Consider the following 26,075-nt stretch of genomic DNA (forward strand, 5'->3'; position numbering starts at 1 on the left):
AAAAAGGCGCTATGCGCGCCCCCACCCAGCCACAATAATCAGCATGCCGCACAATGCCACCAGCGCGCCTGACCAGTCGTACAGGCTAAGTTTTACACCGTCAACAATGCGTAGCCATAGCAGCGCAGTCACCACGTAAACTCCACCATAGGCCGCGTACACACGCCCGCTTGCTGCCGGATGCAGCGTCAGTAACCAGACGAATAAGGCCAGTGACATCCCGGCGGGTATCAGCAGCCAGGCCGTAGCCCCTCGCTTAAGCCAGAGCCAGGGTAAAAAGCAGCCAATGATTTCGCATAACGCGGTGATGAAAAAAAGGAATGTGGTCTTAAGCATTGATGTTATTCAGTTACCTTCGGTTTAACCATGATACGACAGAATGTCGTTAGCGTATCCATCTCCGCTGAGTGGGTATGCCCGCAAGCCAGAATAGTGTAGAATTTAGCCCTGTTTTATTGTTTTTTCCCTTTCCCATAAAAGGAACTCGCCATGAATATTACACTGACCAAACGCCTGTGCCTGACGGCTATGCTGACGCTGGCTGCGGCTGTGTACACCTCTTCCGCATTTGCTGAAACCAGTAAACTGATCATTGAATCCGGGGACAGTGCGCAAAGTCGTCAACAGGCAGCAATGGAAAAGGAACAATGGAACGATACGCGTCAGCTACGCCAGAAGGTCAACAAGCGTGCAGAGAAAGAGTGGGACAAAACCGACGCTGCTTTCGATAGCCGTGATAAATGCGAACAGAGCGCTAATATTAATGCGTACTGGGAGCCCAACACCCTGCGCTGCCTCGACCGCCGCACTGGCCGCACCGTTGCCCCATAATGATTGCACTTTGAAAGATATTGAAAGGATACGATATGACTAGCGCCCTCAGTGTTAAGCTGCGCCCGCTGGAGCGTGAAGATTTACGATTTGTCCATCAGCTTGATAACAACGCCAGCGTAATGCGTTACTGGTTTGAAGAACCTTACGAAGCATTTGTTGAGCTGTCAGATCTGTATGACAAGCATATCCACGACCAAAGTGAACGTCGCTTTGTTGTGGAATGCGACGGTGAAAAAGCCGGACTGGTGGAGCTGGTTGAAATTAACCATGTGCACCGCCGGGCAGAATTCCAGATCATTATTTCGCCGGAATATCAGGGCAAAGGTTTGGCTTCCCGGGCTGCTAAGCTGGCGATGGATTACGGCTTTACCGTACTTAACTTATATAAGCTGTATCTGATCGTTGATAAAGAGAACGAAAAAGCCATCCACATCTACCGTAAACTCGGGTTTATGGTCGAAGGCGAACTGATTCATGAATTCTTTATCAACGGTCAATACCGCAACACTATCCGCATGTGTATCTTCCAGCAGCAGTATCTGGCAGAACATAAAACGTCAGGTCCTAACCTGCTGCAACCTACCGCTCAGTAAAGACTAACTAATAGTAATCGATGGTGTTTTCAATCGAGTAATGGTGTTCAACTGCCGGCTTCACGCTCTCGTCAACGATAACAAGCTGGCAGTTGACCGGATTAGCATAGTCATCATACTTGCACGTTTGTTTTACATTACCTAACGGATGGTTATTAAGCAGGCTTACCGCGGTGTAATCCAGCTTCTTCAACGGGTCAACCGACGGTTTGGCATCAACCTGCAAGGTATTGTCCTTATTGACGGTGGTTTTACCCAGCGGGTAGCCTTCCGCATCATAGCGATATTGCACCTTCATCTCTTTTCCCGTGGCGGAAACGACAAAACCGTTATCGTCGGTATCCCATACCACGCCCGCCGCAGGCAGTTCTGCTAACTGACATTTACCCTGTAAGCGGATCCGTTTTTCCAGCGTTTTGGCGTCCCGGTAATAGTTAGCATCCAGGACCAGCGCCATGCCGGTATTGCTTTCGATATCATGCAATTCAAGCGTATCGAAGCACCCTTCCAGTGAGAGCGTACCGACAACGCGCTTGGTGACTTCACCTTTGTCATTAAGCAGCGTCTGGCTGAAATCTTTTACCGGCCCGCGCAGCGGATCGAAATCAAATTCATTGGAAAAACTGGCCATTTCCGGCGTAAAGGAATCCAGGCCTTTGGCGTTATCACACCCGGCCAACACGACGCACAGGAAACCTAATAAGATCTTTTTCTTCACATTTTTCACCGGGATAAGAAGATAATTCTCAATCATATTAGCAAATACAGTTATTTACACCAGAAATGCTAATCTTAGTCCAGGTCGATCATAAAGGAGCTGATGATGAAATACATAACAGGAATTGCCGCGCTCTTACTGGCCGTCGCGTCCCCGCAGGTTTTGGCGGCACCGGCGTCATGTGAACGCGTGAAAAGCGATATCGAACAGCGCATCATTAATAATGGCGTTGCTGAATCCAGCTTTACGCTGAACATTGTTCCCAACGATCAGGCCGATCAGCCTGATTCACTGGTCGTGGGACATTGTGCAAACGATACGCACAAAATTCTCTATACCCGAACCAACAGTGGCAACGCCCCTGCCAATAGCACCCCTGCCCAGGACGGGCACGTCGCCGAACCGCAATAAATCACGCCCTCCGTGCGCGGAGGGTCACTCCAGTTTGATATGCATTAAGATGACATACCCATAAGTGGGTAAACTCAAACCATTATTAGCATGCTATTAATTTCGTTATAGGAATTAATATATAGCGATAACTATAATGGGGTGAGTAATGTCAAAAACTGAGCAATATGGAGGCATTAGCCGCAGGACGTTAGTGAAATCCTCGGCAATCGGTTCGCTGGCGCTTGCCGCGGGTGGGCTGTCGTTACCTTTCGGAATGCGCACTGCCGCCGCAGCGGTACAGCAGGCGATACAACCCGTTGAAGAGAAGGTTGTCTGGAGTTCTTGTACCGTTAACTGTGGTAGTCGTTGTCTTTTACGTCTGCACGTTAAGGATGACTCCGTCTATTGGGTAGAGTCGGACACAACGGGCGATGATACCTACGGTAATCATCAGGTACGTGCCTGCTTGCGTGGCCGATCGATCCGTCGCCGTATGAATCACCCTGACCGCCTAAAATATCCAATGAAACGTGTAGGCAAGCGTGGAGAAGGAAAATTTGAAAGGATCACCTGGGATGAAGCACTGGACACCATTAGTGGTAATTTGAAGCGGATCCTGCAGGATTACGGTAACGAAGCGGTTCACGTGCTGTACGGTACAGGTGTAGATGGTGGGAATATTACTAACTCCAACGTCCCCTACCGCCTGATGAACTCTTGCGGCGGCTATTTGAGCCGCTACGGTAGTTATAGTACCGCGCAAATCAGCGCCGCAATGGGTTATATGTTTGGTGCTAACGACGGCAACAGTCCTGACGACATCGCCAATACAAAACTGCTCGTCATGTTTGGCAATAACCCTGCCGAAACCCGTATGAGCGGCGGCGGTGTAACCTGGTATGTTGAGCAAGCCCGCGAACGTTCTAACGCACGAATGATCGTTATCGATCCTCGATATAACGATACTGCCGCTGGTCGTGAGGATGAATGGCTGCCTATCCGACCAGGAACTGACGCTGCATTGGCTGCGGCGATCGCCTGGGTACTGATCACCGAAGATCTGATTGATAAACCTTTTCTTGATAAATACTGTGTCGGCTTCGATGAAACCACTCTTCCCGCCAGTGCACCGCGGAATGCACACTATAAAGCCTATATTTTAGGCGATGGACCAGACGGGATAGCCAAAACACCGGACTGGGCTTCCCACATTACCAGCATTCCGGCTGAGAAAATTATCCAGTTAGCGCGTGAAATCGGCGCAGCGAAACCCGCTTATATCTGCCAGGGTTGGGGACCGCAGCGTCACTCCAACGGTGAACAAACCGCTCGCGCGATTGCGATGCTCTCCGTTTTAACCGGCAATGTGGGGATAAACGGTGGTAACTCAGGGATGCGCGAAGGGACCTGGGATCTGGGCGTGGAATGGTTCTCCATGCTAGAAAACCCGGTTAAAACGCAGATATCAGTCTTTACCTGGACGGATGCTATTGATCATGGTGCAGAGATGACCGCGACCAAGGACGGTGTTCGCGGTAAAGATAAGCTGGACGTGCCTATCAAGTTTATCTGGTGTTATGCCAGCAATACGCTCATCAACCAGCATGGCAATATCGCGCATACCCATGATGTCTTACAGGATGACAGCAAGTGCGAAATGATCGTCGGTATTGAGCATTTTATGACTGCCTCCGCAAAATACTGCGACATTCTGCTACCTGACCTGATGCCAACTGAACAAGAAGATCTCATCTCACACGAGTCTGCCGGGAACATGGGCTATGTCATCCTTGGTCAACCTGCGACATCGCCAAAATTTGAACGTAAACCCATTTACTGGATGTTAAGTGAAGTCGCCAAACGTCTAGGTCCGGATGTATATCAAAAATTCACCGAGGGTCGTACGCAGCATGAATGGGTGAAATACCTGCATGCCAAGACCAAAGAGCGTAACCCGGAAATGCCGGATTACGACGAAATGAAAACGACAGGTATTTTCAAGAAAAAATGCCCCGAAGAACACTATGTTGCTTTCCGTTCTTTCAGAGAAGATCCTGGGGCTAACCCATTGAAAACGCCATCAGGGAAAATTGAGATTTACTCTGAACGGCTAGCAACCATTGCAGAAACATGGGAACTCAAAGACGATGAGATTGTTCATCCTCTTCCAGCTTATGCACCAGGCTTTGACGGTTGGGACGATCCTAAGCGCAAAACGTATCCATTGCAGCTCACGGGTTTCCACTATAAGGCGAGAACCCACTCCAGCTACGGCAATATCGATGTTTTACAGCAGGCTTGCCCGCAGGAGATCTGGATAAACCCCGTCGATGCCAGGACGCGCGGCATCCGTAATGGCGACACAGTTAGGGTGTTTAATAATATCGGCCAGATGCTGATCAGCGCGAAAGTCACACCGCGTATTTTGCCCGGCGTCACTGCCATCGGACAAGGAGCCTGGCTCAATGCCGATATGTTCGGCGACCAGATCGATCATGGTGGTTCCATAAATATTCTCACGTCGCATCGACCTTCTCCATTAGCGAAGGGGAATCCATCCCACAGTAATCTCGTTCAGGTTGAAAAGGCATAAGGACTAACCCATGACAACTCAGTATGGATTTTTTATTGATTCCAGCCGTTGCACGGGGTGTAAAACCTGCGAGCTGGCCTGCAAAGATTACAAGGATCTCACTCCCGACGTCAGTTTCCGGCGTATTTACGAATACGCCGGAGGCGACTGGCTGGAAGATAACGGCGTCTGGCAACAGAATGTCTTCGCCTATTACCTCTCCATTGCCTGTAACCACTGCGAAGATCCGGCCTGCACCAAGGTTTGCCCCAGCGGCGCTATGCATAAGCGTGAAGATGGTTTTGTGGTGGTGGATGAAGACGTATGCATAGGCTGTCGCTACTGCCACATGGCCTGCCCGTACGGCGCACCGCAGTACAATGCCGCCAAAGGTCATATGACCAAGTGCGATGGCTGTCATGACCGCGTGGCCGACGGCAAAAAGCCCATCTGCGTCGAGTCCTGTCCGCTGCGCGCGCTGGACTTTGGTCCAATTGATGAGCTGCGCAAAAAGCACGGTGAACTGGCGGCGGTCGCTCCGCTGCCAGGTGCGCACTTCACCAAACCGAACATTGTGATCAAACCCAACGCCAATAGCCGCCCGACCGGGGATACCACGGGTTATCTGGCGAATCCGCAGGAGGTGTAACATGGGCAATGGATGGCATGAATGGCCGCTGGTCCTGTTTACGGTGCTGGGCCAGTGCGTGGCCGGGGCGCTGATAGTGAGTGGTTATGGCTGGCTGACCGCTAAAGACGAGGTGGCAAAACAACGTATCGTGCGCAGCATGTTTTTTCTGTGGCTGGTGATGGGCATCGCCTTTCTCGCCTCGGTAATGCACCTGGGTTCGCCACTGCGCGCCTTTAACTCGCTGAACAGAGTTGGCGCATCTGCGCTGAGTAACGAAATCGCCAGTGGTTCACTGTTTTTCGCCGTCGGTGGCCTGTGGTGGCTGGTGGCGTTTCTCGGTAAAATGCCCGCAGTGTTAGGTAAAATCTGGCTGCTGGTGGGCATGCTGCTGGGTCTGGTATTTATGCTGGCGATGACCAGCGTCTACCAGATAGACACTGTCCCGACCTGGTATAACGGCTACACTACGGTGGCATTTTTTATGACGATGTTGCTGAGCGGACCGCTGTTTGCCGCCCTGCTGCTGCGTGCTGCGGGTGTTTCCTTTGGCACCGCCAGATTCGCCTACGTAAGCGTTTTGGCCCTACTGGTGATCGTGGTGGTTATTGTTCTGCAGGGGCTGTCTCTCGGCGGGATCCACAGTTCGGTGCAATCCGCCAGCGCGCTGGTTCCCGACTACGGAAGCTTGCAGGTCTGGCGCATCATTCTGCTGGCCGCCGGTCTGTGCTGCTGGATATGCCCGCTGATCCGTCGTAAAGCACCATCTGTCGGCGGCCTGGCGCTGGGCTTAGTGTTAGTCCTCGCCGGTGAAATCATTGGCCGCGGATTGTTTTACGGTTTACATATGACAGTCGGAATGGCTGTTGCAGGTTAACTTTCGGGTGCGGGGCAACCCGCACTGTTCAGGATTGTTTGCATGACCCATTTTTCGCAAGTTGACAACTTTTCTACCGCGGCGCGCGTACTCGGCGCACTGTTTTACTATGCGCCAGATAGCGCGGAAGCCTCTGCATTAGTCAGCGCGTTAAGAGCCGATGGCTGGCAGGCGCAGTGGCCGCTCGATCAGGCAATGCTTTTCCCGCTGGCTGCACGGCTACAAGCCGAGGTCGATGAGCCTCTCCCGCAGGCCTGGCAACGCCTGTTTGTCGGTCCATATGCGCTACCCTCTCCGCCCTGGGGATCTGTCTGGCTGGATCGCGAAAACGTGTTGTTTGGCGACTCTACGCTGGCACTTCGTCAGTGGATGCGGGACAACGGCATCCAGTTTGCCATGCAGCAAAATGAGCCAGAAGATCACTTTGGTTCACTGCTGTTGCTGACGGCCTGGCTTGCTGAAAATGAACGCCACACCGAGTGCGAACAACTGCTGGCCTGGCATCTGTTCCCGTGGTCATCCCGCTTCCTTGATGTGTTTATCGAAAAAGCTGATCACCCGTTTTACCAGGCGCTGGGGGAGCTGGCCCGTATGACGCTGGCGCAATGGCAGTCGCAGTTACTGATCCCGATAGCCGATAAGCCACTTTTTCGTTAGTTTCACCACAGGCAGGATGTGTCCTGCCTGTGTAGCATTCCGTTGCGCACGCTGAGCTTTTGCTTCTGTTGCCAAATAGCCGCAAAATAAAGCGTCTGAAATTTCCTGTCTGGCCACTCATGCATCATTTACATGCTTATCCTGACCTGCGCGCCATGTTCCGCCGCCTGCTGATTGCTGCGCTGATTGGTATCCTTGCTGCGTTGGCTGTCGCAGGATTTCGCCACGCCATGCTCCTTCTTGAATGGTTGTTCCTGAGCAATGACACAGGGAGTCTGGTCAACGCGGCAACAAACCTTTCCCCTGTAAGACGCATGCTGACACCTGCGTTAGGAGGGCTGGCGGCGGGTTTGCTGCTTTGGGGATGGCAAACGTTCAACCGGTTACGCCCGCAGGCTCCCACTGATTACATGGAAGCCTTGCAAACTAACGGACAATTTGACGTCAGTGCAAGCCTGGTGAAATCGCTGGCCTCGTTACTGGTCGTCTCCAGCGGGAGTGCCATCGGGCGCGAAGGTGCCATGATTTTACTGGCAGCGCTGGCGGCCTCCTGCTTTGCTCAACGCTTCACCCCGCGCACGGAATGGAAGTTATGGATTGCCTGCGGAGCCGCTGCGGGTATGGCCGGAGCGTATCATGCCCCACTGGCGGGCAGTCTATTTATTGCTGAAGTGTTGTTTGGCACGCTGATCCTCGCGTCACTGGGACCGGTGGTGGTATCCGCCGTCGTCGCCTTGCTCACCACCAATATGCTGAGCGCCAGCAATGCGCTGTTGTATGCCGTGCACTTCACACGGGAACTGCATGCGCTGGAATACGTCATGATCATCAGCACCGGTCTGGCTGCCGGCGTTTGCGGACCGCTATTCATGTGGTTGATGACCGCCAGCCATAATGGTTTTTTGCGCTTAAAACTCTCGCCCCCGTGGCAACTGGCGCTTGGCGGGCTGATCGTTGGCCTGCTGTCATTGCTCACGCCTGCGGTCTGGGGTAACGGCTACAGCGTGGTGCAGTCATATTTGCTCTCCCCACCGCTACTGGCCGTGGTGAGCGGGATCTTCATCTGCAAATTACTGGCGGTGCTTGCCAGCAGTGGTTCCGGTGCGCCTGGCGGTGTGTTTACGCCAACGCTGTTTGTCGGTCTTTCGGTGGGTATGCTGCTGGGACGAGTGTGGGGATTATGGCTTCCGGGTCCGGATGAGATTGCCATTCTGCTGGGATTAACAGGGATGGCCACGCTGTTGGCAGCGACCACGCATGCGCCAATAATGTCGACACTGATGGTTTGTGAAATGACCGGGGAGTATCGTCTGCTCCCCGGATTGCTGATTGCCTGTGTGGTGGCGTCTGTGCTGTCGCGAACGTTACGCCAGGACTCTATCTACCGACAACACGCTGCCGAGCATTGACAGACGGATGTACTGAGACAGCTCGCGTTGCTCTGCGCGAGGCAGATAAGGCAGTTCACCGATCAGCGGTGCGGGTAATTTTTTGCCCAGCACATCAATGATTTCCGCATAATGCGCTAGCCCCGGGTTGATTCGGTTCGCGACCCAGCCAATCAAAGGCAGTCCGTCGCTGGCAATCGCCTGCGCGGTGAGAATGGCATGATTAATACAGCCTTCCTGGATACCCACCACCATCAGCACCGGCAGTTGTTCCTGCACCACCCATTCAGATAACGGACGCAGATCGTTCATCAGGCTCCGCCAGCCTCCGGTGCCTTCCACAACTACGTGATCCACTTTTTCGCTGAGGCTTGCGAGGCCGTTGGATAACAGGGTGTAATTGACCGGACCACTATGCGCTACGCTGCTTTCATCCTCACTCAACGCTATCGGGTTGACCGCCTCGTAGGGCAATTCGATAGTGGACACGCTTTGCAGCACCAGCGCATCTTTGTTGCGCAGACCTTCAGGTGTCTCTTTGCTTCCTTTGGCCACGGGTTTGTAGCCCGCAACGCTTTTACCCCCTGACGCTAACGCTTGTAGTAATGCGCGGGAAACCACGGTCTTCCCAACAGAAGTGTCTGTACCTGTAATAAAGAAACGCTTCAGCATCACTAACTCCACCGTTATGCTTTGAAAATATAAGTCAGGAAAATAATACAGTGGAGAAAGTCTAAGGTATGACGACGAGAATCGGCTTGAGATAGCGCAATTTTTCGTACAACAGTTAAAAAATGTTAACCCTGTAATAGACGAATCAACAAAGAACCGTTATACATCGCGTCCTTCACGAGCGCCGCCCCTGCCATCGTCCCTTGATTGGTGAACTGCGTACTTTCGACGACAATATGCTGACTGTAGGCCGGGAGCGCTTGCTGACGAATGCTGTCAGCAATAGTGGGAAACAAAATATCCGCCGCTTTACTGAGCGGAGAACCAATCAATATCTTTTGCGGGTTGAACAAATTCACCATGATGGCCAGAATCCGTCCGACATGGGTCCCGACGCCGCTAATGATATCTTTCGCCAATAAATCCCCCTGCATCGCCGCCAGACACAGCGCGTCTACCGTTAACGGTTGCCCGTGTAGAGAAGAACTCATTGATTGCTTCAAACGTACCTGTGCCAGTTCGAGCACGCTGTCGACGCTGGCGATCGTTTCCAGGCAACCATGGTTGCCGCAATAGCAGCGTTTGCCGTAGGGGTCCACCTGGGTATGACCAATTTCCACCAGGCTACTGCTGCCGGCATGCAGTAGATGACCGTCGGTGATTACTCCGGCCCCCACGTTATGATCGATCACCACCTGAATGACGTCGCGCGCGCCGCGCGATGCGCCAAAAAGCGCCTCGGCCATAGTCCAGGCGCTGATATCGTGCTGAATATAGACCGGCACGCCGGTATGATTTTCAAGCGCTTCACCCAGCGGCATCTCTTTGACATCGTCGTAGAATGGCATGCGATGAACGATACCGTTTTCAGTATCAATAATGCCGGGTAAGGTAATGGCGATGGAGGTTAAGCGCTCCAGCTTTTGCTGGTGGCGGATGAAAAACTGATCGACCTGGGTAATAACGCGTTCCAGCAATGGTGTTTCACTGACCAGCGCCATTTCAAGACAATCTTCAACCACCAGTTTGCTGCTCAGATCGCGCAGCGCCAGAAAGATCTCGCCGCGACTGATACGAATGGATAAATAGTGCCAGGCTTCCGTTTCCACAACCAGCCCAACGGCCGGACGTCCACGGCTGCCCGCTTCCTTGATTTCCAACTCTTGCACCAGGTGCGCTTCGAGCATTTCGCGGACAATTTTAGTAATACTGGCAGGCGCCAATTGTGCCAGGCGAGAGAGATCAATACGCGATACCGGACCCAGCTGATCAATCAGGCGATAAACCGCGCCCGCATTGGTCTGCTTAATTTGATCGATATGCCCAGGCTGACTATCAGCAACCACCACTTACTCCCTTTATTTTCGCGCTCCGAAATAATCTGCGGGCTATGGTGAAGCACTTCAATGGCTTCCGTCAACTTTTTACTTAGCCTTGTGATTTACTGCACATTTTCGCCCATTTTTAAACTAAATTAATCGCCTGAACGGCCGCCAGCAGTTGCTCGCGAAAGCGTTGCGCGGCGTGACTTTGCTCATGATGTTTTGACCACACTAGCCACATTTCCGAAACGGCATCTTCTTCCGCTATCGGGATCCAACACATTTCATACAATTGCACCCGTTTAAAGGAAGCGGGAAGAATGGAAACGCCTAATCCTGCGGCCACCAGCCCGATGATAGTCATCGCCTCGCCAACCTCCTGAGTGATAGTCGGCTTCAGTCCATAGCGACGCATGAGGCCAAGAATATCGTCATACAACCCCGTCCCCACATGCGGATCAAAAAAAACAAATGGCTCATTGGCCAACTCCGCCAATGTGACCACCGGCTTTTGCGCCAGCGGATGCGCGCGCGGGATCATTGCCATCAGCGGCTCATGCAGAATGATTTCACGCTCCAGCGTTTCCGGAAGCTGCGTGTTGCGCAGAAGTCCCAAATCCAGCGTTCCTTCATTGAGCGGAGCAATTTGCTCGCGCGTGTTCATTTCACGGGTTTGCATATGTACAGCGGGGTAGCTCTGGCGAAAGAGGGATAACGTATCTGAAACCGCTTTGATAAACGGTGCCGATGACGTAAAGCCGATACGCAATTCCCCCGCTTCTCCCAGATGCAGACGCTCAGCCCTGGCAGCGGCCTCATTAACCAGCCCCAGGATCTGACGACTGTCTGCCAGAAACTGCTTTCCGGCAGAGGTCAGCGCCACGCTGCGGTTAGTGCGCGCCAGAAGTCGGGCGCCGACCTGCTGCTCGAGGATCTGGATTTGCTGGCTCAGCGGCGGTTGCGAAATATTCAGCCGTGCCGCCGCCCGGCCAAAATGCAATTCTTCGGCAACCGCTACAAAGTAACGTAAATGACGCAGCTCGATATTCATATTTTTAAGATATCATTTGAGATTATTAATATATTAGACAGAATAATGCGATTTTCATACTCTTAAAGCTAGTCATGTAGAGGTAATTGATTGAGCAAGGATTTCAAGTGAGCCGTACAACCACTGTCGATACCGCGCCGACAAGCGATGTTGATGAACAGAGAGTTACCCCGCCGGATAGTTTTATCAAACGCGGAACATCCCCATTTATGCGCGTCACGCTGGCGCTGTTTTCTGCCGGACTGGCGACATTTGCTCTCCTCTATTGCGTGCAACCCATACTGCCAGTGCTCTCTCACGAGTTTGGGGTCTCTCCCGCCAGCAGCAGTATTTCGCTTTCCATCTCAACGGCGATGCTCGCGATCGGTTTACTGTTTACCGGTCCACTTTCCGATGCGATAGGCCGTAAGCCGGTGATGGTTACCGCCCTGCTGCTCGCGTCCTGCTGTACGTTGCTTTCGACGATGATGACCAGCTGGCACGGTATTTTAATCATGCGTGCGCTGATAGGTCTTTCGCTCAGCGGCGTGGCGGCAGTGGGAATGACCTATCTGAGCGAGGAAATACATCCCAGCTTCGTCGCCTTCTCAATGGGCTTATATATCAGCGGTAACTCGATTGGTGGTATGAGTGGCCGTTTGATAAGCGGCGTGTTTACCGACTTTTTTAACTGGCGTATCGCGCTGGCGGCGATCGGTTGTTTTGCCCTCGCCTCCGCGCTGATGTTCTGGAAAATCTTGCCGGAATCTCGTCATTTCAGACCAACGTCGCTGCGACCGAAAACGCTGTTTATCAACTTTCGTTTGCACTGGCGCGACAGAGGGTTGCCGCTGCTGTTTGCGGAAGGTTTTTTACTGATGGGGTCGTTTGTCACGCTGTTTAATTACATCGGCTACCGTCTGATGCTCTCGCCGTGGGAACTCAGCCAGGCGGTTGTCGGTCTGTTGTCCGTAGCCTATCTGACCGGGACCTGGAGCTCACCGAAAGCGGGGTCGATGACCACCCGCTATGGACGTGGTCCGGTAATGCTCTTTTCAACCGGCGTGATGCTGATTGGACTGTTGATGACCCTGTTCACGTCGCTGTGGCTGATCTTCGCCGGGATGCTGCTCTTTTCAGCCGGGTTCTTTGCCGCGCACTCTGTGGCAAGCAGTTGGATTGGACCACGGGCAAAACGCGCTAAAGGCCAGGCATCTTCCCTGTATCTGTTCAGCTATTATCTGGGTTCCAGTATTGCCGGTACGCTGGGTGGCGTATTCTGGCACAGCTACGGCTGGAACGGCGTGGGCGGATTTATCGCCCTGATGCTGGTGCTGGCGTTGCTGGTCGGTGCACGTCTGCACCATCGTCTGCACGTATAATCCACGATGCCCGGGTTCCGGGCATCGCCTTCATCAACCAGGCTGTAACGTCTGAGCACCCATTTGCAGGGCAATAACCGTCCCGTTCATCGCTATATGCAGCATAACCGGCATCAGCAGGCCATTGCTTTTCAGTCTGGCGATGATCAAAACCTGCGACACAAGAAACAGCATCAGCAACGTGCGCAGATCCACATACTGGGTATGCATGATGGCAAAAATGACCGATACCACCACCGACGACAGCCAGGTTTTATTATTGAACCAATACTGGAATGCGTTGAATAAACAGCCCCTGAAAACAATTTCTTCATACACTGGCGCAATAAATATCAGGGTCAGAGTGGATAACCACAGCGCGTAGCTGTTTAGGGATATCTGGCTGGTCACCCACGCTTCGGTTTGTCTGAGGCCCAGAAACCATGGCAGGATAAGCTGAATAAACAGCAGCGCCACGAACAAAATGGCAAACCACCTGGCGTTGAAAATTCCCTTTCCCAGCCCCTCTCTTTTTCTGAAGAAGAAGTAATACAGCGGGACCAGCACAACAAATTCCAGCGTAAACAGCAGCGGAAAAAGTAGCCCTTTGGCAAGCAGAACCTGGCTGGCGGGGAAAAACAACGGAAGAAACGTGAGGCCAAACATCAGCAAAAACATGGTAAAACAGCCAGCAACCGCTTTGGTCCTGACGATATACAGGTTGTCGGCATCCTGTGACATACGATCTCCTTGCGCTTATCAAAGATAACTTGATGAATTATCAATATATGATAAAAATTCTCATTATCACTGACAACCTACCAACTTTTACGCAATGCCCACGGTTTACAACGCGTATAGTGTTACAGACTCTTTTCAGCGGAACATTCTCATCAGCTACTCAGTGGGGATTCCGCCAGCGGCAACGAAAAACGGAAACAGGCCCCTGCCGTTGAATTAATCAGGCGGATATCTCCCCCATGCAGTTCGAGCATTCTGCGCACGATCAGTAAGCCCAGACCACCACGCTCAGCCCGCTGTTCACGGGGTAGTAACGCCGTCGGGCGCTGAAATAATACTTCGCGAACAGCCTCTTCGACGCCAGGCCCGCTGTCCTGCACTTCTGCTAACAAGCGGTCTTCCTCACGCCAGACTTTTAACCACACTTCGCCCCCGTCAGGCGTATGACGGATAGCGTTATCCAGCAAATTCGTGACGATTCTTTCCATCATCGATAAATCGGCATTCACCAGCGGTAATGGACCAATTACGTCAAGGTGCAACTGCAAATGACGCGTGGCAACGGGTAGATCAAATTTCTGCGCCACATCCTGGATCAGCTCGCCAATAACAAAACGTTCACGCTGTGGTTTTATGCCGCCATGCTCAAGTCTCGCCAGCTCAAAAAGCTGTTGTGACAGATGGCGAACCTTATGCACCTGGCGCAGTGCAATGCTAAGATAATGCCGGTTTTCCTCCGGCGTCATCGTATCGGCTTTCAGCGACAGCATTTCCAGATACCCCAGCAGTGAAGTGAGCGGCGTACGTAAATCGTGCGAAATATTGGCGATAAACTCTCTGCGCTGACGATCGCTGTCAGCTAATAAATCCCATTGGTGGGCAATTTTCTGTGCTAACTCAATAAATGCATTGTTCAGCAACGCAATTTCATTCGCCGGAGCTAAATCGGGCTTTTTCTGCGCCAACTGTTTGATGACGCTAATGCTGTCCTGCTCCAGATTAACCACCTGACCGGTCAGCCTTTTCACCGGATTCGTCACCCATCTCCACACCAGGTACCCCGCGATTGCACCGGCTAATAAAACCAGTATTAACGTCCCGGTCACGGTGTTCCAAAGCGTTTTTTGCCAGGCGGTATTCGCCAGCATATTGAGATCTTCGCCCTGGAGAATAATGTACAAATAGCCATGCAGCTTGCCATTAAATAAAACTGGCGCGGCGCTGAATACCTTTTGCTGGCTGCTGCGCGGATCATTGCCATAAACGGGCAGCTCGTCCGAATTAAGGAAAACCTGGATCGGCTGTACGCTAATGTTCTGGCGCTGAATATGCCCAGGCGGAGCGGCATCAGCAAGTATCTCGCCTGACGGTGAAACCAGATACAGCTCCACGCTAGGGTTGAGCGTCATCAGGTGATTAAACAGTCCTTTTAAGGTCTGCCGATCAACCTGCCCGCTGGCATCAATAAGCGACTCACTTTTGACAATCTTGCTCGCCAATTCCAGCGAGAGCCTTTGCACCATGGCGTCGCCATACTGTTTACTGCTGCGGATCTGGACAACGCTGACCGCAACCGCGCAAATCAACATAATAGCGGTAAAGACCAGGGTCAGACGCTGGCTCAGCGACAATCGATAAATCATGGTTGATGCTCCGCGTTAACCGCAGCAAGCTTATAGCCCCGTCCCCAAACGGTAAGAATAATTTCCGGCTCCGCAGCATCTTTTTCAATTTTGGTCCGCAGGCGATTGATATGACTGTTCACCGTATGCTCATATCCTTCGTGCTGGTAGCCCCACACCTGGTCTAACAACGCCTGACGCGAAAAGACCTCCCCGGGATGGCGGGCGAAAAAATAGAGCAGATCGAATTCCCGCGGCGTTAAATCGAGGGATTTACCCTGCAGGCGGACTTCCCGGGCTAATGGATCAATCTCCACACCATGGACGGTGATAATCCCCGCCTCCATACGCAGGTTCTGACTCATCGCCTCCTGACGGCGAAACAACGCCTTCACCCGGGCCATCAATTCCAGCACCGAGAAAGGTTTGGCTAAATAATCATCGGCGCCCATTTCCAGCCCCAGTACGCGGTGAGTTTCACTGGTGCGAGCGCTGATAATAATGACAGGTAGATAGAAACTCATTTGTCGAATGCGACGACATATCTCCAGACCGTCCACGCCCGGCAGCATTAAATCGAGGATAACGGCATCCCAGACGTGCTTCTCCAGTAGCTCGACCGCTCGTGCCCCATCAGCCTCATGAATAATTTCGTACCCCTCATCCTTCAGGCTAAGTTGCAAAAGTGAGGCAATATCGCTGTCATCTTCCACCAAAAATATCTTTTTTGCGCCTGCCATGAGTGTCATCCCCCTCTCGTCATGCTGAAAGCTTACCTCAGGCAAGGGGCGGAAGTTATCACAAAATTTTTAACTTTTCGTGAGGAATCAGGGATACGCATGCGTCCAGTATGTCGTTATAGATAGGTCAGGCATCAACAGGGAAACGTCGATTTGTTTTCCTTAACATGAAAATAAAAAGGAAAAGTTATGCAGAAAAAACATCCACTTCGGGAAGCTGATGTTACCGCCGAGTCCGTTTTTTTTATGCAACGACGACAGATCCTCAAAGCTCTTGGGATAGGTGCGGCGGCGGCTTCGTTCTCTTCCCCGACACAGGCCGGTCTGCTGAATTGGTTTAAAGGCAACGATCGCCCGTCTGCACCAGCGGGCAAACCGCTCGAGTTCACAAAACCCGAGATCTGGCAAAACAATCTGCCCTTGACGCCGGAAGACAAGGTAATGGGCTACAACAATTTCTACGAATTTGGTCTGGATAAAGCCGATCCTGCCGCGAATGCCGGTAGCCTGAAAACCGATCCCTGGACTTTAACCATCAGCGGTGAAGTGAACAAACCTTTAACGTTGGATCATGATGCGCTGACGACTCGTTTTCCATTAGAAGAGCGTATTTACCGGATGCGCTGCGTTGAGGCGTGGTCGATGGTTGTACCGTGGGTCGGCTTTCCTTTGCATAAATTATTGGCGCTGGTTGAACCCACCAGCCATGCCAAATACGTCGCCTTTGAAACACGCTACGCGCCTGATGAAATGCCCGGCCAGAAAGATCGCTTCATTGGTGGCGGGTTGAAGTATCCCTATGTTGAAGGTTTACGTCTGGACGAGGCCATGCACCCGCTTACCCTTCTGACCGTGGGCGTGTATGGCAAAGCGTTGCCGCCGCAAAACGGAGCGCCAATACGCCTGACCGTACCCTGGAAGTACGGCTTCAAGGGCATTAAATCGATAGTCAGTATTAAGCTGACGCGTGAACAGCCGCCGACGACCTGGAATATGTCGGCACCTAACGAATACGGTTTTTACGCCAACGTCAATCCGCAAGTCGATCACCCCCGCTGGTCTCAGGCCACAGAGCGTTTTATCGGTTCGGGTGGCATTCTCGATGTGCAGCGACAGCCCACGTTGCCTTTTAATGGTTATGCCGATGAGGTGGCTTCTTTATATCAGGGCATGGATCTACGGGAGTATTTTTAAGTGAGGTTAACCGCAAAACAGATAACCGGCCTGAAAGTACTGCTGCATCTCGCCGGTTTATTACCCCTGCTATGGCTCTTCTGGGCCGCGCAGCGTGGTGAGTTGGGGGCCGACCCGGGTAAAGATATCCAGCACTTTACGGGCATCACCGCGCTGAAGTTTCTGCTTGCTACCCTGCTGGTGTCACCGCTTGCCCGCTACGCAAAGCAGCCGTTGTTGTATCGCACCCGTCGATTATTAGGGTTATGGTGTTTTGCATGGGCCACGCTGCATATGACCAGCTATGCGCTGCTGGAGTTGGGTATACAAAATCTGGGATTATTGGGACGTGAACTGGTTTCACGCCCATGGTTAACGTTGGGCATGACTGGTTGGATAATCTTATTCCTGCTGACGCTGACCTCCACGCAAGCCGCGCAACGTAAAATGGGCAAACGCTGGCAAACGTTGCACAACTACGTCTACCTGGCGGCCGTTTTGCTTCCGCTGCATTATCTGTGGTCGGTAAAAGTGTTATCACCGCTCCCCATTATTTATGCCCTCTGTTTTATCGTGCTACTGGCTTTTCGCTATAAAAAGCTGTTACGCAAAGTCGCGTACAAAGGTGTGTTTATGAAAAGTGAATGAATCACGGTAAACTTCTCATCACACCTAAACAGAACGAGAACAAAAAATGAGTAACAATGATAATTACCATCAGCTCACCCGCACGTTCCAGCGGCTCTCTCGCTTCTCCCACCTCTCGGCAATCGCCAGTTGGGACATGTTTACCATGATGCCATCTGGCGGCAGCAAAGCTCGCGGCGAAGCACTGGCCGAGCTGAGCGTGCTTGAGCACCAACTGTTAACCGACCCGAAGGTGGCAACGTGGATCGCCGCAGCCCAACAGGAGGACCTTAACGATGTTGAGCAGGCCAACCTGCGCGAAATGTCGCGACTGCATCATCAGGCATCCTTACTACCTGAATCGTTGGTAGAAGCGAAATCACTCGCGGGTAGCCGCTGCGAGCATGCCTGGCGCAGCCAGCGACCAGCCAATGACTGGGAGGGATTTTCCGAAAACCTGAAAGAGGTCGTGAAGCACAGTCGTGAAGAAGCCCGGCTGCGTGCGGAAGCCACAGGCTGTTCGCCTTATGACGCGCTACTGGACATATTCGAACCAGGGATGACCAGTGCCCAATTGGATGTCCTGTTTGCAGACGTTAAAAGCTGGTTACCGGATCTGCTCAACAAGGTGGTGGTAAAGCAGTCTCAGCAGTCGCTCATCGCCCCGGTTGGTCCTTTCCCAACCGCAATCCAGCGAGAGTTGGGTCTTGAAACGATGGCGCAGTTGGGATTCGATTTTACGGCTGGTCGACTGGATATCAGTGCGCACCCCTTCTGTGGTGGCGTACCTGAAGATGTGCGTATCACCACCCGCTATGATGAAAACGAATTACTTAGCGCGCTGTTTGGCGTGATCCATGAAACCGGTCACGCCCGCTATGAGCAAAATCTGCCGCACAGTTGGTCAGGGCAACCTATCGCACTGGCACGCTCAACCGCTATTCATGAGTCCCAGAGTCTGTTCTTTGAGATGCAACTGGGGCGCAGTAAAGCATTTCTGACGCGGTTAATTCCTGCTGTGACGCGCCACTTTGGCGATCAGGCTGCGTTTGAAGAAAGCAATTTCATCGCCTGGAACCAGCAGGTTAAACCCGGTTTTATCCGTGTTGATGCCGACGAGGTGAGCTATCCTGCTCACGTTATCCTGCGTTATGAAATCGAACGCGCGCTCATTAATGGCGATATTGAAGTGGATGATATCCCGGCATTGTGGAATGAGAAAATGCAGTCCTGGCTGGGGCTGTCAACCATCGGCAACTATCGTAATGGTTGTATGCAGGATATTCACTGGACCGATGGCGGCTTTGGCTACTTCCCTTCCTATACTTTAGGCGCCATGTATGCGGCGCAGTTATTCAGTGCCGCTAAGCGCGCATTGCCTGATTTAGAGCAGTCTATTGCGCAAGGTGAGTTTGGTGCCCTGTTTGACTGGTTACGTCAGAATATTTGGCAGCATGGCAGCCGTTTCACCACTGAACAACTTATTACCCAGGCCACCGGAGAGCCGCTCAGCAGTCGTTATTTCCGCGCTCATCTGGAAGCCCGCTATTTGTAATCTCATACCGTGAGTCATTGTACATATCGTTACAAGCCGAAACCAATGACTCACGGAAGCCCTGTGATTACAGCGATATAGTTATTTCAACGGCCCCGCAGTGGGGTTGAATGAAAAACCAAATCGAGGGTATGAGAATGAAAAAAGTATTAGCTCTGGTTGTTGCCGCTGCTATGGGTCTGTCTTCTGCTGCATTTGCTGCTGAAACAACTGCTACCACCGCTCCGGCTGCTGCTGCAACCACCAAAGCAGCTCCGGCAAAAACCACTCATCATAAAAAACAGCACAAAGCAGCGCCGCAGAAAGCGCAGGCTGCCAAGAAACACGCTAAAAAATCCACCACAAAACCGGCTGTAGAACAGAAAGCGCCAGAGCAGAAAGCGCAAGCAGCTAAGAAACACACCAAAAAAGCAGCGACCAAACCCGCTGCAGAACAAAAAGCACCAGAGCAGAAAGCTCAGGCAGCAAAAAAACACACCAAAAAAGCCGTAAAACACGACACCGCTAAACCCGCTGCTCAACCAGCTGCATAACACATTTGTAGTTACTATGGCGTCCCCCACGCCATAGCATACGGCGCTAAATCAGGTTGATTTAGCGCCGCCTTTTGGAGGGTAAAATGGTGTCACATTACCGCTTTGAGTTCATTCTTATTACCCTGATAATTTGCGCCCTCATTGCCATGCATTTTTATCTTTCCTGAGTGTAGTTATCTGATTTTACTCCCACTTTCCCGCCGTCCCGTCTATAGTATTAACTGAGGGTTTGCTGTTAAAAATCATAATTCCCCACCAGAGTGTGATATGCATAAAACCATTGCTGTGTTACTGGGTTCAATTTGTTTACTTCCTGTCGTTGCGCATGCGGACCAGCCTGCAACGGCCAGCGCTGAAGCAGAAAACGTAAAAACGCTGTTTTTTGGTCATGACGATCGCATAAAAGTGACTGACCCAACGCAATCTCCTTGGGACGCTATCGGGCAACTGGAAACCGCCAGCGGTAACCTGTGTACTGCCACGCTCATTTCACCACGACTGGCACTGACTGCCGGACACTGCTTACTCACCCCCCCGAAAGGCAAGCCGGATAAAGCCGTGGCATTACGCTTCGTGTCGAAAAAGGGTGTCTGGCGCTACGAGATCCACGGCATTGAAGGACGGGTTGATCCCTCACTCGGAAAACGTTTAAAAGCCGATGGCGATGGCTGGATTGTGCCGCCTTCCGCGGCCCCGTGGGATTTTGGTCTGGTGGTGCTGCGTTACCCACCTTCTGGCATCACACCGCTGCCATTATTTGAAGGTGATAAAGCGGCATTAACCGCGGCGCTGAAAACCGCAGATCGTAAAGTTACGCAGTCGGGTTACCCGGAAGATCATCTCGATGACTTGTACACGCATCAGGATTGCGTGGTGACCGGTTGGGCACAGAATACCGTTTTGTCGCACCAGTGCGACACACTCCCGGGCGACAGCGGTTCGCCATTGATGTTGAAGACAGATACTGGCTGGCAGTTGATTGGCGTACAAAGCTCCGCTCCGGCGGCGAAAGATCGCTGGCGGGCCGATAATCGCGCCATATCCGTGACCGGTTTTCGCGATAAGCTGGATGAGTTGGCGAACGAATAACCTATGCTGCCCGTAGTAACGGGCAGCACTGAGATCAGGCAAGTTTAATCATCACCATTCCGGCAAGCAGCAGCGCCAAACCGATCCAGCCTTTATGATTCAGGCGCTGACCAAACAATACCCAACCTGCCGCTAACGTCGCAGCAATCCCAAAGCCGCCCCACAAGGCGTAGGCAACAGAAAGGTCGATACCTTTTACCGCCTGGGACAGCGCGCTAAAGGCCGCTAACACCGCTGCCAGCGACAGCACGCCATAAGTCTTGCGGCGAAACCCATCTGAAAATTTCAAAAAGACGTTAGCGACGATTTCGAGCACAATGGCTATGCCAAGCCATGCGCCATGAACCCACTCAAACTGCTGCATGGCTCACCTCTCTGCCCGCCTTTGTCGGTTTTCGTGTACCGGATTTAATCAGCACAATACCTAACACCAGCGAGACCAGTCCAGCCACCTTCATCGTGGACAAGGTTTCGTCAAATAACAGCACGCTGAACAGCGTAATAAATAAAATACCGATACCTTCCCATAAGGCATAGGCCACACCAAGGGCAATTTTTTTAACGGCAAAACTGAGAAAAATATACGATAAGGCAATCATTACCAGCATTAAAATAAAGCCCGAATTACCATGGCCGACGCTTGCCCATTTCATTGACAGCGTACCAGTAATTTCAGCCGCGATGGCCAGACCTAATAATATCCAGTAAAACATAATGCTTCTCCTGCTTGAGAATATAGTCCTTTGGGCCTACTGCATGCAGTAAACCAAAAAATAAAATTAGTTAGCTCAGCGCACAGCGCCAGCTCAGGCAGAAGAAGGGACTAAAGCGCGTTGCGCCAGTGTTGCTCACCCGCAAGCAAGAAAGTGGAGGAGGTACGAAGAAGTGAAGGTAAACGCAAAAACATCCTGAACATATTGTCCATAATATTACAATTATCCGCAGTGTTGCTTCTCATCATCGCGGATGATAATTGTCCTCGGTAGTTAAACACAGATGATTTGTACCATAGCTTCAATGCGAACTCAAAGTCTTTTCACTTCTTTACCTGCCCCATTTGATTTTTGTTATAACGGCTCGACGCAAATCACATTATTATTCAGATTCAAAAATGAAAAATGCAGGAATACACATGGCGAAACCGATCATCACGCTTAACGGCCTAAAAATAGTCATTATGCTGGGCATGCTGGTTATCATCCTGAGCGGCATCCGCGTTGCCGCAGATATCATCGTCCCATTTATTCTGGCGTTATTTATTGCCGTCGTGCTTAACCCCGTGGTGCAGCGGATGGTCAAACTTCGTATACCGCGCGTAATAGCGGTATCATTGCTCATTGTTATTATTGTGATGCTAATGGTGTTGCTATTAGCGTATTTAGGTACATCCTTAAACGAGCTTGCGCGAACGCTGCCGCAGTATCGCTCTTCACTGGTTATCCCACTCAAAAACCTTGAGCCGTGGTTACAGCGCGCAGGGATCGGCGTTTCCGTGGATGAACTCGTCAAATATATCGACCCGAACGCAGCAATGACGCTGGTGACCAATTTACTGGCGCAGTTGTCTAATGCCATGTCATCGATATTTTTACTGCTGTTGACGGTGGTTTTTATGCTGCTGGAAGTACCGCAGTTACCCAACAAACTCAAACAAATGATGAGTCGTCCCATTGAGGGAATGGCGGCGATTCAACGCGCCATAGACAGCGTTTCCCACTATCTGGTGCTCAAAACGGCGATCAGCATTGTGACCGGGTTGGTGGCCTGGGGCATGCTCGCCGCACTCGACGTGCGTTTCGCTTTTGTCTGGGGACTGCTGGCCTTTGCGCTCAACTATATTCCTAATATCGGTTCGGTGCTGGCCGCCATTCCCCCTATTGCTCAGGTGCTGGTATTTAGCGGCCTTTATGACGCCCTGGTGGTTTTCGCAGGTTATCTGGTCATTAACCTGGTGTTCGGGAATATCCTCGAACCGCGGATTATGGGACGTGGACTTGGGTTGTCTACGCTGGTGGTGTTTCTGTCGTTAATCTTCTGGGGCTGGTTACTGGGGCCTGTCGGGATGCTGCTTTCTGTACCGCTGACCATCATCGTGAAAATCGCGCTTGAGCAAACCAACGGCGGTCAAAGCATTGCCGTGTTGCTGAGCGATCTCAATAAAGAGTGAATTCGCCCCGCCATTGCGGGCATTTTTATCGTTTAGCCCGTAGCGCCAGAACGGCGCTACACAACGTAAATAACGCAATTATCCAGGCCATAGTCCATGGCGTTCCGTCGCTGAAGGCGGCCAGCAGCAATGACGAGATAATGCCGCTACCGTATTGTAACGCGCCAATCAGCGCGGAGGCTGAACCGGCGATGCTCGGTACTGCGTCCAGCGCAGCAGCGGTTGAAGTAGCAGCAATAATGCCATTCATTGAGAAAAACAGAAAAACGGTGATGATAATGGCTTCAACGCCACCTGACTCCAGCTTAACCAGCACCGCAAGCGCCACTGCAGCCAGCGCCGCCAGCATCGTCGCATACTTTAGCAGTTGCTCCAGAGAATGCCGTTGCACCAGACGACGGTTTACTACGCTCATGACCATGACTCCGACAATATTGAGCGCAAACAGCCAGCCGTATTGCTGTGGTTCAACATGGTAATAGCTAATATAAACAAACGGCGAACCGGTAATAAACGCATACGCGGCAACGTAATAACACGTCAGGCTCAGGGTGTAGCGCATAAAACGTCCATTGGCGAATAACGAACGATAATTACGAAATGCGCCAGCTAAAGAAGCTTTCACCCGTTTCTCTTCCGGCAATGTTTCCGGCAGCCAGTTTAAGGAGATAAACATCAGCGCCCCTATCACCGCCAGCAGCCAAAAAACAGAGTGCCAGGTGCTCAGGCGAATAATTTGTCCGCCAATCAACGGTCCTGCTATTGGCGCAATCGCCATGACCAGCACCAGAGTTGAAAGCATGTGCGCCGCGCGAGTACGTGCAAAGAGATCGCGGATCATCGCCCGCGCCAGCATAGGTCCGGTACAGGCTCCAAGCGCCTGAAAAACTCGCCAGAAAACAATTTGCGTAATACTCGTGGACATCGCACATCCTGCGGAGCCGATGATAAAAAGCACCATGCCAATAAACAGCGGTTTACGCCGTCCCAGATGATCGCTTATCGGCCCCCAAATCAATTGCGCAATGGCGAAACCTACCAAAAAACCGGTGATCGTCAGTTCTACATTGCCATGCAAATCCTCTGCCATTGTCGGCATTGCCGGAAGATAAATGTCGGTGGAAAGCGAGGCAAAGGCCATCAGGCCACTGAGGATCAGAATAAAAGTAAGACCAGTCTGGCTTGCTATAGCCGCCGACGAGGCATGTTTACGTGTACTCATAGCGCCCTGTTATGTTCTAAAAAGTCAGGAAGCAGTATATACACGGCGTTTTACGGTGATTAGACGGTTAAAACCGTATGGGTTTATGAGCGGTAATCATGAATAGCGGAGTATTAAAAAGACGGCCTCCGCAGAGGCCGTCTTGGTTTGCGCTGACGATTACAGCGCTTTCAGGATCGCATCCACGCTGGCTTTGGCATCGCCAAACAGCATATGGGTGTTTTCTTTAAAGAACAGCGGGTTCTGCACGCCAGCATAGCCGGTGTTCATAGAGCGTTTGAACACGATAACGTTCTGCGCTTTCCATACTTCCAGCACCGGCATACCGGCGATTGGGCTACGCGGATCGTCCTGCGCCGCCGGGTTTACCGTATCGTTGGCGCCAATCACCAGCACGGTATCGGTATCGGCGAAATCATCATTGATTTCATCCATTTCCAGCACGATGTCATAGGGTACTTTGGCTTCCGCCAGCAGTACGTTCATATGACCTGGTAAGCGCCCTGCTACCGGGTGAATACCGAAACGTACCTTGATGCCGCGCGCGCGCAGTTTCTCGGTGATTTCAGCAACCGGATATTGCGCCTGTGCCACGGCCATGCCATAGCCCGGGGTGATTATCACGGAGTGCGAATTCTTCAGCATTTCTGCCGTGTCTTCCGCATTAATCTCACGATGCTCACCGACTTCTTCATCAGACCCCGTAGAAGAACCGTCAGAACCAAAGCCACCGGCAATCACGCTGATAAACGAACGGTTCATCGCCTTACACATGATGTAAGACAGGATCGCACCGGAAGAACCGACCAGCGCACCGGTGACGATCAGCAGATCGTTGCTGAGCATAAAGCCCGCCGCCGCCGCCGCCCATCCTGAATAGGAGTTAAGCATTGAAACGACGACCGGCATATCCGCACCGCCGATGGACGCCACCAGATGCCAGCCAAAGGCTAACGCAATAATGGTCATCACCAGCAGCGCCAGAACCTGCAGACCCACGCTTTCGGTACGAACAAACACCACCAGCAGCAGGAAAGAAACAACCAGCGCCGCCAGGTTCATTTTGTGACGATTCGGCAGCATCAGCGGTTTAGAGGAGATCTTACCGCGCAGTTTGCCAAACGCCACCACGGAACCGGTAAAGGTCACCGCACCGATGAAGATACCAAGGAACACTTCCGTCAGGTGAATGTTCACCAGAATCGGTTCCAGGCCCGTGTCGTGATACAGGTAGCTGTTGAAACCCACCAGTACCGCCGCCAGACCGACGAAGCTGTGCAGAATCGCCACCAGCTCCGGCATCTCGGTCATCTCGACTTTCTTCGCCAGACGAATACCAATCGCGCCGCCGATGATCATCGCCACCAGGATCCACGCAACGTTGCCGGTCTCAGGGCCAAAAATCGTGGCAATCAGCGCAATCGCCATCCCGGCGATACCGTAGTTGTTACCCTGTTGAGAGGTTTCGTGTTTCGAAAGCCCCGCCAGGCTGAAAATAAACAGGATCGCGGCAACAATGTATGCAGCTGTAACTAATCCTCCAGACATATGTTACCCC

The 26,075-nt window shown here is 52.0% G+C and carries 27 protein-coding genes; 15 read left to right on the forward strand and 12 right to left on the reverse strand.

Annotation, left to right across the window (positions count from 1 at the left end; genetic code table 11):
* Positions 1 to 9: 9 nt before the first annotated feature.
* Entirely contained in the window at positions 10 to 336 is a 327-nt protein-coding gene (locus HV229_RS12775) for a YnfA family protein (RefSeq protein WP_016153055.1), read from the reverse strand.
* Between the two features lie 153 nt (positions 337 to 489).
* Here HV229_RS12775 and HV229_RS12780 point away from each other — a divergent pair, with 153 nt between their 5' ends.
* Both HV229_RS12780 and speG read left to right on the forward strand, forming a co-directional pair.
* Positions 490 to 831, forward strand: coding sequence for a DUF1283 family protein (locus HV229_RS12780; protein WP_016153054.1), 342 nt, complete (start codon positions 490 to 492; stop codon positions 829 to 831).
* Between the two features lie 35 nt (positions 832 to 866).
* Positions 867 to 1,427, forward strand: a complete 561-nt coding sequence (gene speG, locus HV229_RS12785) for a spermidine N1-acetyltransferase (RefSeq protein WP_006684613.1) — start codon at positions 867 to 869, stop codon at positions 1,425 to 1,427.
* Between the two features lie 7 nt (positions 1,428 to 1,434).
* On the opposite strand, the gene HV229_RS12790 is transcribed toward speG, so the two are convergent.
* Complete coding sequence (locus HV229_RS12790; protein WP_181545611.1) at positions 1,435 to 2,145, reverse strand: YnfC family lipoprotein; 711 nt, start codon at positions 2,143 to 2,145, stop codon at positions 1,435 to 1,437.
* 102 nt (positions 2,146 to 2,247) lie between these two features.
* Here HV229_RS12790 and HV229_RS12795 point away from each other — a divergent pair, with 102 nt between their 5' ends.
* From HV229_RS12795 to clcB, 6 genes are all read left to right on the forward strand, one after another.
* Complete coding sequence (locus tag HV229_RS12795; protein ID WP_085951053.1) at positions 2,248 to 2,556, forward strand: DUF1161 domain-containing protein; 309 nt, start codon at positions 2,248 to 2,250, stop codon at positions 2,554 to 2,556.
* Between the two features lie 148 nt (positions 2,557 to 2,704).
* On the forward strand, positions 2,705 to 5,131 hold the full coding sequence (gene ynfF / locus HV229_RS12800; RefSeq protein WP_181545612.1) for a selenate/tellurate reductase subunit YnfF: 2,427 nt from the start codon (positions 2,705 to 2,707) through the stop codon (positions 5,129 to 5,131).
* A gap of 10 nt (positions 5,132 to 5,141) precedes the next feature.
* A complete protein-coding gene (locus HV229_RS12805) occupies positions 5,142 to 5,759 on the forward strand; it encodes a DMSO/selenate family reductase complex B subunit (protein ID WP_047417533.1) in 618 nt (205 codons plus the stop codon).
* Between the two features lies 1 nt (position 5,760).
* Complete coding sequence (locus HV229_RS12810; protein WP_181545613.1) at positions 5,761 to 6,615, forward strand: DmsC/YnfH family molybdoenzyme membrane anchor subunit; 855 nt, start codon at positions 5,761 to 5,763, stop codon at positions 6,613 to 6,615.
* Between the two features lie 42 nt (positions 6,616 to 6,657).
* On the forward strand, positions 6,658 to 7,272 hold the full coding sequence (gene dmsD, locus HV229_RS12815; RefSeq protein ID WP_181545614.1) for a Tat proofreading chaperone DmsD: 615 nt from the start codon (positions 6,658 to 6,660) through the stop codon (positions 7,270 to 7,272).
* Positions 7,273 to 7,391: 119 nt separating this feature from the next.
* Positions 7,392 to 8,681, forward strand: coding sequence for a voltage-gated ClC-type chloride channel ClcB (clcB, locus tag HV229_RS12820; protein ID WP_047358409.1), 1,290 nt, complete (start codon positions 7,392 to 7,394; stop codon positions 8,679 to 8,681).
* On the opposite strand, the gene bioD is transcribed toward clcB, so the two are convergent.
* From bioD to HV229_RS12835, 3 genes are all read right to left on the reverse strand, one after another.
* Positions 8,637 to 9,332, reverse strand: coding sequence for a dethiobiotin synthase (bioD, locus tag HV229_RS12825; RefSeq protein ID WP_016153046.1), 696 nt, complete (start codon positions 9,330 to 9,332; stop codon positions 8,637 to 8,639). The two genes, clcB and bioD, sit on opposite strands and share 45 nt — an antisense overlap.
* A gap of 125 nt (positions 9,333 to 9,457) precedes the next feature.
* Positions 9,458 to 10,678 (reverse strand): sugar metabolism global transcriptional regulator Mlc, encoded by a 1,221-nt coding sequence (gene mlc, locus HV229_RS12830; RefSeq protein ID WP_016153045.1) that lies wholly within the window; start codon positions 10,676 to 10,678, stop codon positions 9,458 to 9,460.
* A gap of 118 nt (positions 10,679 to 10,796) precedes the next feature.
* Positions 10,797 to 11,705, reverse strand: coding sequence for a LysR family transcriptional regulator (locus tag HV229_RS12835; RefSeq protein WP_181545615.1), 909 nt, complete (start codon positions 11,703 to 11,705; stop codon positions 10,797 to 10,799).
* 107 nt (positions 11,706 to 11,812) lie between these two features.
* Between HV229_RS12835 and HV229_RS12840 the strand changes: the two genes are divergently transcribed.
* Entirely contained in the window at positions 11,813 to 13,066 is a 1,254-nt protein-coding gene (locus tag HV229_RS12840; RefSeq protein ID WP_047500485.1) for an MFS transporter, read from the forward strand.
* A gap of 33 nt (positions 13,067 to 13,099) precedes the next feature.
* Here the strand turns inward: HV229_RS12840 and HV229_RS12845 are convergent, their stop codons facing one another.
* From HV229_RS12845 to HV229_RS12855, 3 genes are all read right to left on the reverse strand, one after another.
* Positions 13,100 to 13,786, reverse strand: coding sequence for a CPBP family intramembrane glutamic endopeptidase (locus tag HV229_RS12845; protein ID WP_181545616.1), 687 nt, complete (start codon positions 13,784 to 13,786; stop codon positions 13,100 to 13,102).
* Positions 13,787 to 13,938: 152 nt separating this feature from the next.
* Positions 13,939 to 15,429: an ATP-binding protein gene (locus tag HV229_RS12850; protein ID WP_181545617.1), complete on the reverse strand. Its 1,491-nt coding sequence runs from the start codon at positions 15,427 to 15,429 to the stop codon at positions 13,939 to 13,941.
* The gene (locus HV229_RS12855) at positions 15,426 to 16,148 is read right to left on the reverse strand and encodes a response regulator transcription factor (protein ID WP_016153040.1); all 723 of its coding nucleotides are present in this window, start codon (positions 16,146 to 16,148) and stop codon (positions 15,426 to 15,428) included. The genes HV229_RS12850 and HV229_RS12855 overlap by 4 nt, the downstream gene beginning before the upstream one ends.
* A 189-nt stretch (positions 16,149 to 16,337) precedes the next feature.
* On the opposite strand from HV229_RS12855, the gene msrP reads away from it, so the two are divergent.
* From msrP to HV229_RS12880, 5 genes are all read left to right on the forward strand, one after another.
* Entirely contained in the window at positions 16,338 to 17,342 is a 1,005-nt protein-coding gene (gene msrP / locus HV229_RS12860; protein WP_181545618.1) for a protein-methionine-sulfoxide reductase catalytic subunit MsrP, read from the forward strand.
* Positions 17,343 to 17,969, forward strand: coding sequence for a protein-methionine-sulfoxide reductase heme-binding subunit MsrQ (msrQ, locus tag HV229_RS12865; protein ID WP_181545619.1), 627 nt, complete (start codon positions 17,343 to 17,345; stop codon positions 17,967 to 17,969). It begins immediately after the preceding gene.
* Positions 17,970 to 18,015: 46 nt separating this feature from the next.
* Positions 18,016 to 19,503, forward strand: coding sequence for a carboxypeptidase M32 (locus HV229_RS12870; protein ID WP_016153037.1), 1,488 nt, complete (start codon positions 18,016 to 18,018; stop codon positions 19,501 to 19,503).
* A gap of 137 nt (positions 19,504 to 19,640) precedes the next feature.
* Positions 19,641 to 20,036, forward strand: a complete 396-nt coding sequence (gene asr / locus HV229_RS12875) for an acid resistance repetitive basic protein Asr (protein ID WP_003028934.1) — start codon at positions 19,641 to 19,643, stop codon at positions 20,034 to 20,036.
* Positions 20,037 to 20,306: 270 nt separating this feature from the next.
* On the forward strand, positions 20,307 to 21,128 hold the full coding sequence (locus tag HV229_RS12880) for a serine protease (RefSeq protein ID WP_016156459.1): 822 nt from the start codon (positions 20,307 to 20,309) through the stop codon (positions 21,126 to 21,128).
* A gap of 34 nt (positions 21,129 to 21,162) precedes the next feature.
* Here the strand turns inward: HV229_RS12880 and mdtI are convergent, their stop codons facing one another.
* Together mdtI and mdtJ are read right to left on the reverse strand one after the other, a co-directional pair.
* Complete coding sequence (gene mdtI / locus HV229_RS12885; RefSeq protein ID WP_016153035.1) at positions 21,163 to 21,492, reverse strand: multidrug/spermidine efflux SMR transporter subunit MdtI; 330 nt, start codon at positions 21,490 to 21,492, stop codon at positions 21,163 to 21,165.
* On the reverse strand, positions 21,479 to 21,844 hold the full coding sequence (gene mdtJ / locus HV229_RS12890; RefSeq protein ID WP_161623250.1) for a multidrug/spermidine efflux SMR transporter subunit MdtJ: 366 nt from the start codon (positions 21,842 to 21,844) through the stop codon (positions 21,479 to 21,481). Before mdtJ ends, mdtI begins: the two co-directional genes overlap by 14 nt.
* 416 nt (positions 21,845 to 22,260) lie before the next feature.
* Here mdtJ and HV229_RS12895 point away from each other — a divergent pair, with 416 nt between their 5' ends.
* Complete coding sequence (locus HV229_RS12895; RefSeq protein ID WP_019076755.1) at positions 22,261 to 23,295, forward strand: AI-2E family transporter; 1,035 nt, start codon at positions 22,261 to 22,263, stop codon at positions 23,293 to 23,295.
* Between the two features lie 25 nt (positions 23,296 to 23,320).
* Here the strand turns inward: HV229_RS12895 and HV229_RS12900 are convergent, their stop codons facing one another.
* Positions 23,321 to 24,517: a multidrug effflux MFS transporter gene (locus HV229_RS12900; protein WP_080858762.1), complete on the reverse strand. Its 1,197-nt coding sequence runs from the start codon at positions 24,515 to 24,517 to the stop codon at positions 23,321 to 23,323.
* Positions 24,518 to 24,676: 159 nt separating this feature from the next.
* Positions 24,677 to 26,065 carry a Re/Si-specific NAD(P)(+) transhydrogenase subunit beta gene (pntB, locus tag HV229_RS12905; RefSeq protein WP_016153031.1) on the reverse strand — a complete coding sequence of 463 codons (1,389 nt, stop codon included), beginning with the start codon at positions 26,063 to 26,065 and terminating at the stop codon, positions 24,677 to 24,679.
* Positions 26,066 to 26,075 lie beyond the last annotated feature (10 nt).

The sequence above is a fragment of the Citrobacter sp. RHBSTW-00524 genome (genome assembly GCF_013747755.1).
GTDB lineage: Bacteria > Pseudomonadota > Gammaproteobacteria > Enterobacterales > Enterobacteriaceae > Citrobacter > Citrobacter braakii.